This window comes from Allocoleopsis sp., assembly GCF_036703385.1.
In the GTDB taxonomy this organism is placed as follows: domain Bacteria; phylum Cyanobacteriota; class Cyanobacteriia; order Cyanobacteriales; family Coleofasciculaceae; genus Allocoleopsis.
On the sequence record NZ_DATNPA010000709.1, the window covers coordinates 1 to 14,758 of the forward strand.

The window sequence follows — 14,758 nt, forward strand, 5'->3', positions numbered from 1 at the left end:
ATGCGATCGCACCTTTGTTTATCCCCTAATCCCAAACGATCGCAACTGTGGCACTCTGAGAAGAGAATAGAGACAAACACTTGATATATTCTCTATTCCAAATCAGCCAATAGTTTATGCAAACTCTTCCGACCCCTCAAACCGCACCTAAAGCACCGGAATTTGACACGACCATTCATCGACGCAAAACCCGTCCTGTCCAGGTCGGCAGTGTCACGATTGGGGGTGGCTACCCTGTGGTCGTGCAGTCGATGATTAATGAAGACACCCTAGATATAGACGGTTCCGTTGCCGCTATTCGCCGCTTGCATGAGATTGGCTGCGAGATTGTCCGCGTTACAGTGCCCAGTATGGCTCATGCCAAGGCTTTGGCAGAAATCAAGCAGAAACTCATCCAAACGTACCAAGCTGTACCCTTAGTTGCCGATGTCCACCACAACGGGATGAAAATTGCTCTGGAAGTTGCCCAGCACGTTGATAAAGTGCGGATTAATCCAGGGTTGTACGTCTTTGAGAAGCCGAAAGCCGACCGCAACGAATACAGCCAAGCCGAATTTAACGAAATTGGGGAAAAAATTCGCGAAACCCTAGAACCTCTGGTTGTTTCCCTACGTGAGCAGGGCAAGGCATTGCGGATTGGGGTGAATCACGGTTCTCTTGCCGAACGGATGCTGTTTACCTACGGCGATACTCCAGAAGGAATGGTGGAGTCTGCCCTAGAATTCATTCGTATCTGTGAATCGTTAGACTTCCGTAACATCGTGATTTCCCTCAAAGCCTCACGAGCTCCTGTGATGGTAGCTGCTTACCGCCTCATGGTGAAGCGCATGGATGAATTGGGTATGGATTACCCCTTGCATTTAGGTGTCACGGAAGCGGGTGATGGGGAGTATGGTCGGATTAAGTCTACCGCTGGTCTGGCACCTTTATTAGCAGATGGCATTGGTGATACGATTCGCGTCTCCCTCACCGAAGCACCCGAAAAAGAAATTCCTGTTTGCTACAGCATTTTGCAAGCCTTAGGACTACGAAAGACGATGGTGGAATACGTCGCCTGTCCGTCCTGTGGTCGTACCTTGTTTAACTTAGAAGAGGTGCTGCACAAAGTCCGGGAAGCGACTAAACACCTGACGGGTTTAGATATTGCTGTCATGGGTTGCATTGTCAATGGACCCGGTGAAATGGCAGATGCTGACTATGGTTATGTGGGCAAGCAAGCCGGTTATATATCTCTCTATCGCGGCAGGGAAGAGATAAAAAAGGTACCGGAAGATCAAGGCGTTGAAGAGTTGATTAATCTCATCAAAGCAGATGGTCGCTGGGTGGAGCCTTAGCGCCATCTAAACATAACTTTTTCTCAGGTAGGGTGAGCATGGCTCACCCTCTTGTTTCTAAAATCTTTATCCTTCTTCAAGTTGGTGCTTTATCTATGAACAAAAACGAGAGTTCTTAAAAAGAGCTGATGAGCGCAATATATTGTGGTGCGAAATGGCATCTATACAGCGATACAAAAGGAGTAGTGTTTGATGGCTAAACCATTTGTTTCAAGAAAACGGCTCAACATAAAATTAATCCGTTGGTTCCTTGAACAAGAAGAGCGAAGCGAGAAGGCAGGACATCACCGTACCCATCCCTGGTGGCAAGTGATGTGCCTAACGGGTGTGGATTATTTCTCAACCCTTGGTTATCAACCGGGTATTGCCGCATTGGCAGCGGGGGCTCTTTCTCCGGTTGCCACCCTAATTTTGGTTTTGCTGACGCTGTTTGGAGCGTTGCCGATCTATCGACGTGTTGCCACCCACAGTCCTCATGGTGAAGGCTCGATCTCGATGCTTGAACACTTGCTCCCTTGGTGGCAAGGCAAGCTATTCGTACTATGCCTACTCGGATTTGTGGCAACCGACTTCATCATCACGATTACCCTCTCAGCGGCTGATGCTACCGCTCATATCGTCGAAAATCCGCTCATACCAAGTTTCATTCACCATCAGACGATCGCGATTACCCTAGTACTGATAGCCTTGCTAGGGGCAGTTTTCCTGAGAGGTTTCCGAGAAGCGATCGGTATTGCCGTTTTTCTGGTAGGAGTCTATCTACTGTTGAATGTCATTGTTATTGGGGTCGGTTTCTATGAAATCTTGAATAACCTATCTGCGATCGCTGATTGGCAGAGTGCACTTTTCGCACAACATGATAACCCTTTGCTCATGATTGGTGCAGCCGCCCTCCTATTCCCAAAACTAGCCTTGGGATTGTCAGGCTTTGAGACTGGCGTGGCGGTTATGCCCCTTGTGCGGGGTAGCAGCAGCGATACTTGGGAACAGCCCAAGAAGCGCATTCGCAATACACACAACCTGCTGGCTACGGCTGCTGTGATCATGAGCTTCTTTTTGCTCACTAGTAGCTTAGTCACTATATTGCTGATTCCAGCCGCAGAATTTCAAGCTGGGGGCAAAGCAAGTGGACGTGCCCTCGCTTATCTGGCACATCGGTATCTAGGTGGTGGCTTTGGCACAATTTACGACCTAAGCACCATCAGTATTCTGTGGTTTGCAGGCGCATCCGCAATGGCTGGACTGCTCAATATCGTACCTCGTTACCTGCCGCGTTACGGGATGGCACCAAATTGGGCACGAGCAACGCGACCTTTGGTGTTAGTCTATACCGTTATTGCCTTTGTTGTCACAATTATCTTCAAGGCTAGTGTGGAAGCTCAGGGTGGGGCTTACGCAACTGGTGTGTTAGTACTGATGTCTTCAGCCGCAGTGGCTGTGACTCTATCAGCCCACCGCCACAGATCTAAGGCAGGAGCGCTCGCCTTTGCAATCATCACGCTGTTGTTTATCTACACCACTATTGTCAATATCATCGAGAGACCTGAAGGGATTAGAATCGCTACGTTCTTCATCGGTACTATTATCGTTACATCGCTGATTTCACGCGTGTGGCGGTCTACTGAACTTCGAGTTGAGCGGATCGAAATTGACGAAACGGCTCGTGAATTCATTGGTCAAGAGAGCCAGGAAACGTTACGACTGATTGCTAATCGCAGAAATACGGGCCATGTGCGAGAGTATGTTTTAAAAGAGCAACAGGTGCGAGAAGACCATCATATTCCACCCACCGACCCCATCCTATTTCTAGAGGTTCAGGTCGCCGATGCTTCGGAATTTACGGGCATCATCCGAGTCAAAGGCGTGGAGGTTGATCGCTACCGTATTCTACGTGCAGAGAGTGCAGCGGTACCGAACGCGATCGCAGCCTTACTTCTGTATATCCGAGACCAAACTGGTAAGATTCCCCATGCTTATTTTGGCTGGGTAGAAGGAAACCCCATCCAATACTTGCTGCGCTTTATCTTATTTGGTGAAGGCGATATTGCAGTAGTTACCCGTGAAGTCCTGCGTAAGGCGGAGAAGAAGCCGGAACGTCGTCCTGCCATCCATGTTGGGGGGTGAGGGAATGGCACTAGTAGAAGAAGGCAGCAGGCAGGAGGCAGGAGGGAAGAAAGCTTTTACACTAAGCTTTTGAACCTGGTTGAACGGGTCACTTATGTGTACCAGCCTGGTCTATTAGGAAGTTGCCTTCAAATATAGTAGTCGAGTAGTAGGGTGGGCATTGCCCACCTTAGATTAGAAAAGTAGTAGATTCAATCAAGAATTTTTAGGAACATTAGATGCCTGTAGGATTACCGGAATTTGCCGAAAACCCAGAAAATCGCTGCCCAGTCATTCTTCTCCTCGATACGTCTGCTTCAATGGCGGGTCAACCCATCCAAGAATTGAATCGAGGAATTGGTATTTTTAAGGAAGATTTACTCAAAGACACACAAGCATCCCTGAGTGCAGAGGTCGCGATTGTCACCTTTGGCCCGGTGAAGTTACTGCAAGATTTTGTGACGGTTGACTACTTCACGCCCTCACCGTTAATCGCAGATGGTGTCACCCCAATGGGTCAAGCGATTGAGTATGCATTAGATTTGCTAGAAACTCGTAAAGCAACTTACAAAGACAACGGCATTCAGTATTATCGCCCTTGGGTATTCCTGATTACCGATGGAGCACCGACAGATAGTTGGCAGCGTGCGGCACAACGGGTGAGGGAGGGAGAGAGCAATGGCAAATTCTCGTTCTTTGCAGTGGCGGTTGAGGGTGCAGACATGAATACCCTGCAACAACTTGCCCCACCTGAACGACCACCGGTAACTTTGAAGGGTCTAGATTTTAGTTCCTTATTTGTCTGGTTAAGCACTTCCATGAAACGGGTTTCCAGTGCCAAAATTGGGGAAGCGGTACCGCTTCCACCAGTGGGATGGGGTCAAATTAACACTTAGAGTCTAGAGGAGTTGGCATGGCTTGGAGAGCCGTTGTTCGTTCCTCTGTAGGAACTCGTCATCAAAAACAGCAGCAACCCTGCCAAGATTACGGCAATTATTGCATTCTGAATCAGGATGTAGTGGTTGGAGCCGTTGCGGATGGGGCAGGTAGCGCTAAATATGCTGATGTTGGCGCTAAATTAGCTGTAGAAACAGTTATTACCATTTTCAGGGAGATTGCGCGATCGCCTCAACCAGAGGAGCAGCTTTCGCACCCCCTGAATGGGAAGGAGGCAAGAAAACTTTTCTCTAAGCTTGTGGCAGAGGTTATTGCTACGTTAGAGGAAAAAGCCGTCCAGGAAAATTATGCGATCGCTGACTTAGCTTGTACACTTTTAGTATTCGTGGCGACTCCTGATTGGCTGGCTGCCATGCAGATTGGGGATGGATTTATGGTTGTTGGTTTACCGGGAGAAGAACACCAGTTACTTTTCCAGCCGGATAAAGGTGAATTCGTCAACCAAACGACCTTTGTTACATCGGCTCATGCTTTAGATGAGATGCAGGTTAATGTTGTCTCAGGCCAACAAAAGTTTATCTGTGCGTCAACAGATGGACTGGAGAGGGTGGCGATTAGGATGAGTGATTGGACACCTTTTCCACCTTTTTTTAAGCCCTTAGAAGAGTATCTGTGGGAAACCCCTGAACCAGAGCAGGATGATGAATATATTCAGAATTTCCTCGTCTCTGAGCGGCTGAATGCTCGAACAGATGACGATAAAACTTTACTCTTGTGCCTCTACGCTCCAACTTGAACTTCTATGCCCATTTGTGATTTTTGACGTTTGACTTGATATGAGAATCCTCACCTGCGTCAGTACGGCTCAACCCATTTGCCTAACGAAGCAGATTGCTAGCAGTGGTGAGGGAGCCGTTTGGCAAACCGATCGCAGTGGCTATCTAGCCAAACTTTACCACTCTGTTGACGCGGAGCGAATTGAAAAACTCAAGGTAATGGTGGCGCATCCACCTAAAGACCCAAACGCTCATCTTAACCATGTCTCCTTGGCTTGGCCTCAGGAATTGCTGAAGGATCGTCATGGCTCTATTTTAGGTTTTTTGATGCCTGCGATCGCAGGAGCAAAGGAACTTCTGGATGTTTATAGTTCAAAGCGTCGCCAACAACTTAAGCTTGAAGTTGATTGGAAATTTCTACACACTACAGCGCTCAATATTGCCTCCATTATCGAAGCCATTCATGCAGAGGGCTATATCTTAGGTGATATTAAGCCACAAAATATTTTAGTCAATAACCGAGCGTTGCCTTCTATTATTGATACAGATTCCTTTCAGGTTTATCATCCTAGCACGAGTCAAGTGTATCGCTGCCTAGTGGGTTCAGAAGGTTTTACGCCCGTTGAATTGTTAGGAAAAGATTTTCGTACCACTAATCAGACTGAAGTTCATGACTCTTTTCGGTTAGCCGTAATAATTCATCTGTTGCTATTTGGCGATAAACCTTTTAAAGGGAAATGGATAGGGGCAGGTGATTCACCAGACCCCAATGAATTACTCCGTCGGGGGTTTTGGTCTTATGCACCCAACAGTTTAATTAGACCAGGGCCATTTACAATTCCCTTAGAGATTGTTCATCCAGAAATTCAGCGATGTTTTCTCAGATGTTTTAATGAAGGGCATACGAACCCTTCTGTACGTCCAACGGCTAGAGAATGGCGTAAGGCACTCTCCGTTGCTGTTGAACATTTAACGGTTTGTGGAAAGGTAGACAGCCACTATTACAGCATGATTTATGGCAAGTGCTACTGGTGCGATCGCAAACTTCATAATGGTCTTGATATATTTGCATTCCCAACGCCTAAAATCCAGCCAGCGTCAGCTCTACAGCGTACACCACCGCCGAGACAAGTTTCCCCGGCTACATTTCCCCAACCAGTCGTCAGTCCTACATCGGTTGTTACACAACCGAGAAAAGTTTCTTCTTCTAAATTTGCTCATCATTCGGCTGGATTTGCGCCTTTTTTTACACAACCGAGAAAAGTTTCTTCTTCTAAATTTCCCCAACGTTCTGTTCCAACCGTACCCTTAAAAACTCGTGTACTTCTAGCGTGGACGACTGGGACAGGTCTTGCAACAGGTGGGATTGTCTGGTTAATTCGGACTTTTTTGGGAGATGCATCAGCAACATTCAAGGATTGGGTTTTGTATTACCCACCCGAGGTCATTCGATTTCCTTTTATCCGAATTCCGCCAGAGAAGCTCCTGAATGTTATTCAACCCGTTCAGTGGGTCTCTGGGGGAGTTGGCGCGTTTATCATGGGATTCATGATTGGATTCGTGGTTATCTCCATGCGTTGGCGCAGGTAAATTCACAAAGCCAAAAAATTAACTCTTAATTTCCGTTTTCAGTAGTATCCATCATGAACCAGGTCGATAATAGAGGATGCGGCTGTGGATGTTTAACTCTATTACTTTTTTTATTCGTTTGGTCAATTGGAACGATTATATTCTGGTTAGTGAATATTTTCGCCTCTATTGGAACAACCGTTATATTGCTAATCGACAGTATAGCCAATATTTTTACGATAATTGGCGTACAAAATCCAGCCATTGGTTGGTTGTTGTTAGGTCTTTTATTGGGTGGAATTCTAGGACTCACTCAGGGACTCAAGCGCACGGGTCGCTCTTCTGATATTTATAAAGTCTATCTGGTTGCGATGGCTGTATTTTTCATGCTGCAAACCGTTGCTTATTCTAAATGGCAATCTCAATTCGATTTGAGGACTTTTCAAAACGTGGTTATCCAGGAAACCTTTACTTCGCCCAAAAACTGGAGGCTAACAGAGGGAGCCATGATAAAAGATGGGGGTCTGTTTCAAACCCAACCTAAAGTGAGCGATTCTGGGTGGTCTAGCTGGGAGGGTACAACCTTATCAGATGTTGACTTTTCCGCAGACGTTGTAAAAGTCAACGGCCCAGATAATCTTTACTTTGGTCTACTCGCCAGAGTAAAGGGAGGCGAAAATCCAAGCTTTTATTATTTAAAAATTAATGGCAATGGGTATTTTGTGATGGGAAAATATTCAAGTCTTAGTTGGGATGACCGGGTGGATGCAGAAGGTAGCGGTATTATTAACAACGGAAATAGGAAAAACAACTTAAGACTAGTTTGCAAAGATAATTTAATTATGGGATTTATTAATGATAAAATGGTAGGACTATTTAGAGATACATCTTACAGGTCGGGAACAATAGCCGTTCAGTCATCGCGGGGTGAAGAGGGTGCCGTCGCTGTTTATTTCGACAATGTTCTTGTGAAGGAAAAGTCTAAATAATTAAAAATAAGGCAAAGGCTACGGGAGAGCCGCTAGAGCGCCGATTCAGTAATAATCAAGAGCCTGATTTTCCCTTGAAGATGAGCGCCAGAATGACCATTTTTCGTTATGGCTGGGATTACTGAACCGGCGCTCTAGTGCAAGACCCCCATGAGCTGGACGCTCACAACAAACAATAAAAGACTCTTCCCCCATTCCCCACTCCCTTCTTTCAAGGCAGTCCCGATGAAAAAATTTCACAGCCATGTATGAAAGTGGTATTTCCCATTCCCTACTCCATACTCCCTACTTTTAAGGCAGAAGACACCGGAGCTAAGCGTGAGGAGGCAGAAGGCTTTTATGAAAGAAAGGTTACAAAGTAAACCTTGTAGTAAGCGATGCGATCGCGTCCAGTACCAAGGTGATGACTACGAACCCATGTTATCTCAGTACCATTCCCCTGAAGACCCTGAGCAGACCCTTGTATCTGCTAAGTCATCAAATTTGGATAAAACGGCTGCAAATAATTGCGATGAGGACATTTAATTTAGAATAATTTGGTCTGCACTGTCATCTACGACGGACGAACGAAATATGCCTCGCCGCGACGACCTCCACAAAATTCTGCTCTTGGGTTCTGGCCCCATCGTAATTGGACAAGCCTGTGAGTTTGACTATTCCGGTACTCAGGCTTGTAAGGCACTCCGGGAAGAAGGCTATGAAGTAGTACTGGTCAACTCCAATCCCGCCAGTATCATGACCGACCCCGAAACCGCTGACCGTACCTATGTTGAGCCATTGACGCCAGAAATTGTGGAGAAGGTCATCGAGAAAGAGCGACCCGATGCCCTATTGCCCACGATGGGAGGACAAACCGCCCTCAACCTCGCTGTTGCTCTAGCGAAAAATGGGGTACTAGAGAAGTACGGCGTTGAGTTGATTGGAGCTAAACTCCCAGCCATTGAGATGGCAGAAGACCGCCAGTTGTTCAAAGAAGCGATGGAGCGAATTGGGGTAGCGGTATGTCCGTCGGGGATTGTGAACAATATGGATGAAGCCAAAGAGATTGCCCGACAAATTGGCTCCTATCCCCTGATTATTCGTCCCGCCTTTACTCTGGGTGGCACGGGTGGCGGTATCGCCTACAACCAGGAAGAATACGAAGAAATGGCACAGGTTGGTATAGATGCCTCCCCCATGTCGCAAATCTTAGTAGAAAAGTCGCTCTTAGGCTGGAAAGAGTACGAGCTAGAGGTGATGCGCGACTTGGCTGATAACGTCGTGATTATCTGCTCGATTGAAAACATCGACCCGATGGGGGTTCACACAGGCGACTCTATCACCGTTGCTCCTGCCCAAACCCTGACGGATAAAGAATACCAACGGCTGCGGGATGCCTCGATTAAAATTATCCGCGAGATTGGTGTAGAAACCGGTGGCTCCAACATTCAATTTGCCATTAATCCTGTGACCGGCGACTTGATTGTGATTGAAATGAACCCTCGCGTCTCTCGCAGTTCTGCCCTAGCCTCCAAGGCAACAGGGTTCCCAATTGCAAAGATGGCTGCCAAACTAGCCGTCGGCTACACCTTGGATGAAATCCCCAACGACATCACCAAGAAAACACCCGCTTCCTTTGAACCCACCATTGACTATGTGGTGACGAAAGTCCCACGATTTGCCTTTGAGAAGTTCCCCGGTGCCGAACCTGTCCTCACCACGCAAATGAAGTCGGTTGGGGAAGCAATGGCGATTGGGCGCACGTTCCAAGAGTCGTTCCAGAAAGCGCTGAGGTCGCTGGAAACCGGTCGTGGGGGTTGGGGTAGTGATAAAGCGGAGAAGCTGCCTTCCCTGGAACAAATTCGCGCAGGTTTGAGAACCCCCCATCCAGAGCGAATCTTCACGGTACGCCACGCCATGCAGATGGGGATGACGGTGGAAGAAGTCTACGAACTCACCAACATCGACCCCTGGTTTTTGGATAAATTTGAACAGCTGCTAGATACCGAAAAATCCCTGAAGCGGACTCCCTTAAAGCAGTTGACAAAAGAGCAACTATGGGATGTAAAGCGCCAAGGATTTAGCGATCGCCAAATTGCCTTCGCCACCAAAACCACTGAAGATGAGGTTCGCGCTTACCGCAAGAGTCTGGGCATTGTACCCGTTTACAAGGTTGTAGATACCTGTGCGGCGGAGTTTGAAGCCTTCACCCCCTACTATTACTCCACCTACGAAGAAGAAACGGAGGTGTTACCGTCCGATAAACGCAAGGTGATGATTTTGGGGGGTGGTCCGAACCGAATTGGACAGGGGATTGAGTTTGACTATTGTTGCTGTCATGCCTCCTATGCTCTGAGTAAACAGGGGTTTGAGACGATCATGGTCAACTCCAACCCAGAGACAGTTTCGACCGATTATGACACGAGCGATCGCCTTTACTTTGAACCCCTAACCAAAGAAGATGTTCTCAACATCATCGAAACAGAACAACCCGAAGGCATCATCATTCAGTTTGGTGGTCAAACACCCCTGAAACTAGCGGTACCTTTGCAAGAATTTTTGCGCCGTCCTGATATCCAAGAGGCACTCCCAACCAAGATTTGGGGCACTTCGCCGGACTCAATTGATATTGCAGAAGACCGAGAAAAGTTTGAGAAAATTCTGCGTAAGCTAGACATTAAACAGCCCCCCAATGGTGCGGCCCGAAGTTACTCAGAAGCCTTGGATGTAGCTAAGCGCATTAGTTATCCCGTTGTGGTGCGTCCTTCTTATGTATTGGGAGGACGGGCGATGGAAATTGTCTATTCCGACATGGAATTGGAACGGTACATGACTTTTGCCGTACAGGTTGAGCCAGAACATCCGATTCTGATTGATAAATTCCTGGAAAATGCCGTAGAAGTCGATGTAGATGCGATCGCAGACCATACGGGTCGTGTGGTGATTGGTGGCATTATGGAGCATATCGAACAGGCGGGGATTCACTCCGGTGACTCCGCTTGCTCTCTCCCCTCCGTTTCTCTACCCCCAACCGTCTTGGACAAAATTCGCACATGGACGGTAGAGTTGGCCAAGGAACTCAAAGTCATCGGGTTGATGAATATCCAGTTTGCGGTAGTAGGACTCCAAGGCTATGAGCCGCAAGTTTACATCCTGGAAGCTAACCCTAGAGCATCGCGGACTATTCCTTATGTCTCGAAGGCAACAGGGGTTCCCCTGGCAGGACTGGCTTCTCGCATTATGTCCGGTGAAACTCTAGAATCCCTAGAGTTAACTCAGGAACCCATCATCAAGCACGTTGCGGTTAAGGAAGCCGTGTTACCCTTTGAGAAATTTGCGGGTACAGACGTGATTTTGGGACCCGAAATGCGCTCCACAGGTGAGGTGATGGGGATTGATGTAGACTTTGGTAAAGCATTTGCCAAGGCTGAATTAGCCGCGAGTCAGAAGTTACCCCTTTCCGGTACCGTGTTTGTCTCAACGAGCGATCGCGATAAGCCCAGTGTTGTCCCAGTCGTGAAAGACTTCATCGCCTTAGGCTTCCATGTTGTCGCCACTGAAGGGACAAGACACGCCCTGAAGGAGCATGGGATCGATGTTGAGTTAGTCCTCAAACTCCATGAAGGTCGTCCTCATGTGCTGGATTGGATTAAAAATAAACAGATTCAGCTGATTATCAATACACCATCTGGGGAAGAGGCACGAGTGGATGGGCGGTTAATTCGCCGTAGTTCTTTGGCTTACAAAGTTCCGATTATCACAACAATTGCGGGGGCGAAGGCGACAGCTGCCGCTATTCGCTCATTGCAGTCCCAACCGCTGGAGGTCAAGGCCTTACAGGACTATATTAAATGATTGGCTGGCTTAACTCAGCCCTTGCACCAGTTGCCAACAGGTTGGAACCTGCGGCTATACAAACGATGTCTGCCGCCGGAGAGCATACGAGGACGGACTATAAAAAATCAAGGTTTTAGGGCCTGCGGAGGCAGGCTAACCCTACCCTTCGGGAACGCTGACGCGAACGTTTGTATAGCCCCAGACTTCCAGTCTGTGGGTGATGAGGTGCAAGATCTGGCTCAAGCTACTCGTGTCAACGTAGCGCCTGTAGAGGCGAAGCTTTCGGATAGAAAGTTTTGAGCACTCGCTATAGATTGCGCACCAAAAATCTTTAAAAACACATAAAATAGTTATTGTCAAGTGTTTTTACAGGGCTGGTGTTCTAGTCTTGAAAAATTGGCAGTTTAATGACAAACTCTACGTAGTTGCATGAGCTGTTATGGCTAGGAGCTACACTTTCACAGCTATTGGGAAAGGGGAGAGCGAACAAAGCTGAAGGGCTTCTAAAATCAATCTTTCTCCCTTGCCCTTGAATCTTTGCCCAGTCTCTATCTAAGCGCTATCTTAGATACACAAAATCTCAGCCTAAAAACGTACACATCGCCGCTTGAAGATTAAAAAAGGAAAGTTTTTACCCTGAAAAATTGAAGCCTAATACTCCATTTGTACCGATAGAAAATAAAACGACCCAAGAAACGATGACTTGGGAGGATAAAAAATTGGTATCTACGGAAAATCGGTCACCCAAACGTAAGCGCGGTGTTATCTTAACGGTTCAAGGTTGGAAGCGTCTGCAAGCTGCCAAGCGCGAGTCAGAAATTCAAGAAAACTCTGGTAATCACTACACTCTGGAAGACTTGCGTGATCGCACGGCCTTGAGTATTAATACTCTGACTCGGATACAACGTCGCCAAACTCCCGTGGATCGGCACAGCTTGGAGTCCTTCTTCAGTGCATTTCAACTCACGCTCAACCCCAATGATTACACCAAGCTGGAGCAGGCTCATCTAGAAAGTCAGCAGAGAGTGACATTAAAAGGTCAAGTTCCTCTAAATTCTCCCTTTTATGTGGAGCGTCCCCCAATTGAGCGGCTGGGTTACGAAAGTATTGTGCATCCTGGAGCGTTGATTCGGATCAAAGCGCCCAAGCAGATGGGGAAAACCTCACTGATGGCAAAGATTCTCGCCCATGCGAGAACAAAAGGTTATAAAACCGTGACTTTAAGCTTTCAATTGGCGGATTCCACTGTTTTCTCGAATTTAACTCGTTTTCTTCAGTGGTTCTGTGCGATCGTGACTCGGAGTTTGGGCGTCCCGAATCAACTCGCTGAGTATTGGGATGATATCTTTGGCAGCAACTACAACTGCACCGATTATTTTGAAAATTATTTGTTGGCAGCAATTGACACTCCGATTGTCTTAGCCTTAGATGAAGTGGACGTGGTGTTCAATTACCCAGAAATTGCCACCGACTTTTTCGGTCTGCTACGAGCTTGGTATGAGAAAACCAAGTATGGAGATGATAGTAGCGATATTTGGCAAAATCTGCGGTTATTAGTAGTCCATTCTACAGAAGTTTATATTCCCCTCAACATCAATCAATCCCCTTTTAATGTCGGATTCTCCATTGAGTTGCCAGACTTTACTCGTGAACAGGTACAAGATTTAGCTACCCGCTATGAACTAAATTGGACAACTGAGTATGTTGAACAATTAATGGCTTTGATTGGTGGAAATCCTTATTTAGTACAGCTGGCTCTTCATCACATTAGCCGTGAAGAGATTACACTTGAACAGCTATTAGAGACAGCCGTCGCCGAAGATGGAATTTACAGTAATTATCTGAGACGGCAATTGTGGAATCTAAAACAGTATCCAGAGCTAGCCAGTGCTTTGATTCGGGTTGTCAGGTCAGAAAGCCCAGTGGAATTGGAACCCTTACAGGCATTTAAGTTACAAAGTATGGGACTGGTACGGGTGCAAAATCAGCAGGTAATGCCCGGTTGCATGTTGTATCGTCAATATTTTAGCGATCGCCTCAGCAGGTTACAGTTGAATTTAATCCAAGAAAGTCGCCTAGCCACGATTCTTTTCACGGATGCCGTAAATTTTGAGGATAATCTGAAGGCTGATCCAGAACGGACGCAGGCTCAACTCTACCAAGACTTCCAACTCATCACCCAGCTGGCTCAGCAGTTTGAGGGTCAGATCCTCAAGTCCTTTGGCGCGAGGTTGTTGATCTACTTTCCCAGTGCACTTAATGCTGTAAATTGCGCTCAAGAAATTCTACTGGCATTGAAGCAATCGACTGAACTAATCGCAGAATCGGTTCTCACTCATAGCATCGGAATTCATTTGGGTGAGATTATTTTCAGTTGCAGCGATATTATTGGAACTGGAATCAAGGTCGCTGAATGCTTACAAAGTGAAGCTCCTTCGGGAGGTATTTGTATTTCTCAAGCGGTTTATGAAGCCGTTAAAAACCATCTATCACTGCAACCAATTAACCTGGGTCAACGGCAATTTGAGGGGATTGAAGAACCGATATCGCTGTACCAACTTGAGGTCTAAAATGCTCACCTGACAGCGGTCTCTAGCGTGTCGTGTCCTTATTGTGCCTTAGAGAAGCAGACTGAGCGTGCGATCGCTCTAATTATACAATATCGGTTGCCAAGAAAGTTGTGAAACGAGTATCCCTGGATTTAGCCACGCGGGATGACTTAGCCGTACCCCAATTAAGGAAAATCCCAGTAAGGCCCAAATCTAAGTTGCCGTCAGCGATAAGGTGTTAAAGCGAGTCGCATAAATTCCAGACGCCAAATATATAATGTCCAACTCAATGCCGTTCCCAAACTCCAAACATCCCCGATATTAGGCTTTGAGCCATCATAGGACAATAATCCCACACCAACCACAGCTAATACCAATTTCCTAAAATAGCGCTACACATCGACCCCCTACCCCCCTTATTAAGGGGGGAACCAGAGCAGCATCTGTAGCAAACATTTATGAAATTGGTATAACACTGCCGAAATTGCGATCGGCAAGCGAATCCGTTGTCCCAAACTTCCCAGTAGCAGGGGCAAAAAGATGACGTAAAGCGCACTAATGAAAGCACTACGGCGTGCTGTAGTGTACTATAATGCGATCGCTTGGGTAGCGTAACCCATTCCCAACCATATACTCAGTTCTAAACCCGCTTGCACTAACTTTCTGTCGCGCTGTAGAAAAGGAACAAAATAACACTGCGGCTAAAGCAAAGCGAACTAAAATCA

10 protein-coding genes are annotated in these 14,758 nt (G+C 46.9%); 9 read left to right on the forward strand and 1 reads right to left on the reverse strand.

Translation table 11 applies throughout. The features are described from left to right. Window positions 1-116 precede the first annotated feature (116 nt). The 9 genes from ispG to V6C93_RS33460 all read left to right on the forward strand — a co-directional run bounded on the left by ispG (window position 117) and on the right by V6C93_RS33460 (window position 14,054). The gene (gene ispG, locus V6C93_RS33420) at window positions 117-1,334 is read left to right on the forward strand and encodes a (E)-4-hydroxy-3-methylbut-2-enyl-diphosphate synthase (protein ID WP_333481002.1); all 1,218 of its coding nucleotides are present in this window, start codon (window positions 117-119) and stop codon (window positions 1,332-1,334) included. Window positions 1,335-1,526: 192 nt separating this feature from the next. Next, complete coding sequence (locus V6C93_RS33425; protein ID WP_333481003.1) at window positions 1,527-3,458, forward strand: hypothetical protein; 1,932 nt, start codon at window positions 1,527-1,529, stop codon at window positions 3,456-3,458. A gap of 218 nt (window positions 3,459-3,676) precedes the next feature. Next, complete coding sequence (locus V6C93_RS33430; protein ID WP_333481004.1) at window positions 3,677-4,333, forward strand: vWA domain-containing protein; 657 nt, start codon at window positions 3,677-3,679, stop codon at window positions 4,331-4,333. A gap of 17 nt (window positions 4,334-4,350) precedes the next feature. Further along, a complete protein-coding gene (locus V6C93_RS33435; RefSeq protein ID WP_333481005.1) occupies window positions 4,351-5,130 on the forward strand; it encodes a PP2C family serine/threonine-protein phosphatase in 780 nt (259 codons plus the stop codon). A 40-nt stretch (window positions 5,131-5,170) separates the two neighbouring features. Beyond that, window positions 5,171-6,700 carry a helix-hairpin-helix domain-containing protein gene (locus V6C93_RS33440; RefSeq protein WP_333481006.1) on the forward strand — a complete coding sequence of 510 codons (1,530 nt, stop codon included), beginning with the start codon at window positions 5,171-5,173 and terminating at the stop codon, window positions 6,698-6,700. Between the two features lie 53 nt (window positions 6,701-6,753). Continuing rightward, on the forward strand, window positions 6,754-7,668 hold the full coding sequence (locus V6C93_RS33445; protein ID WP_333481007.1) for a hypothetical protein: 915 nt from the start codon (window positions 6,754-6,756) through the stop codon (window positions 7,666-7,668). Between the two features lie 339 nt (window positions 7,669-8,007). Next, window positions 8,008-8,193 carry a hypothetical protein gene (locus V6C93_RS33450; RefSeq protein WP_333481008.1) on the forward strand — a complete coding sequence of 62 codons (186 nt, stop codon included), beginning with the start codon at window positions 8,008-8,010 and terminating at the stop codon, window positions 8,191-8,193. Between the two features lie 48 nt (window positions 8,194-8,241). After that, window positions 8,242-11,502: a carbamoyl-phosphate synthase large subunit gene (gene carB, locus V6C93_RS33455; protein WP_333481009.1), complete on the forward strand. Its 3,261-nt coding sequence runs from the start codon at window positions 8,242-8,244 to the stop codon at window positions 11,500-11,502. A 626-nt stretch (window positions 11,503-12,128) separates the two neighbouring features. After that, the gene (locus V6C93_RS33460; protein WP_333481010.1) at window positions 12,129-14,054 is read left to right on the forward strand and encodes an AAA-like domain-containing protein; all 1,926 of its coding nucleotides are present in this window, start codon (window positions 12,129-12,131) and stop codon (window positions 14,052-14,054) included. A 203-nt stretch (window positions 14,055-14,257) separates the two neighbouring features. On the opposite strand, the gene V6C93_RS33465 is transcribed toward V6C93_RS33460, so the two are convergent. Beyond that, entirely contained in the window at window positions 14,258-14,410 is a 153-nt protein-coding gene (locus V6C93_RS33465; RefSeq protein WP_333481011.1) for a hypothetical protein, read from the reverse strand. Between the last annotated feature and the right edge of the window lie 348 nt (window positions 14,411-14,758).

Coding starts and splice junctions, on each gene's coding strand:
- V6C93_RS33440 (WP_333481006.1), top strand. CDS start 5,171: ATGAGAATCCTCACCTGCGTCAGTACGGCTCAACCCATTTGCCTAACG.
- V6C93_RS33430 (WP_333481004.1), top strand. CDS start 3,677: ATGCCTGTAGGATTACCGGAATTTGCCGAAAACCCAGAAAATCGCTGC.
- ispG (WP_333481002.1), top strand. CDS start 117: ATGCAAACTCTTCCGACCCCTCAAACCGCACCTAAAGCACCGGAATTT.
- V6C93_RS33425 (WP_333481003.1), top strand. CDS start 1,527: ATGGCTAAACCATTTGTTTCAAGAAAACGGCTCAACATAAAATTAATC.
- V6C93_RS33450 (WP_333481008.1), top strand. CDS start 8,008: ATGAAAGAAAGGTTACAAAGTAAACCTTGTAGTAAGCGATGCGATCGC.
- carB (WP_333481009.1), top strand. CDS start 8,242: ATGCCTCGCCGCGACGACCTCCACAAAATTCTGCTCTTGGGTTCTGGC.
- V6C93_RS33445 (WP_333481007.1), top strand. CDS start 6,754: ATGAACCAGGTCGATAATAGAGGATGCGGCTGTGGATGTTTAACTCTA.
- V6C93_RS33435 (WP_333481005.1), top strand. CDS start 4,351: ATGGCTTGGAGAGCCGTTGTTCGTTCCTCTGTAGGAACTCGTCATCAA.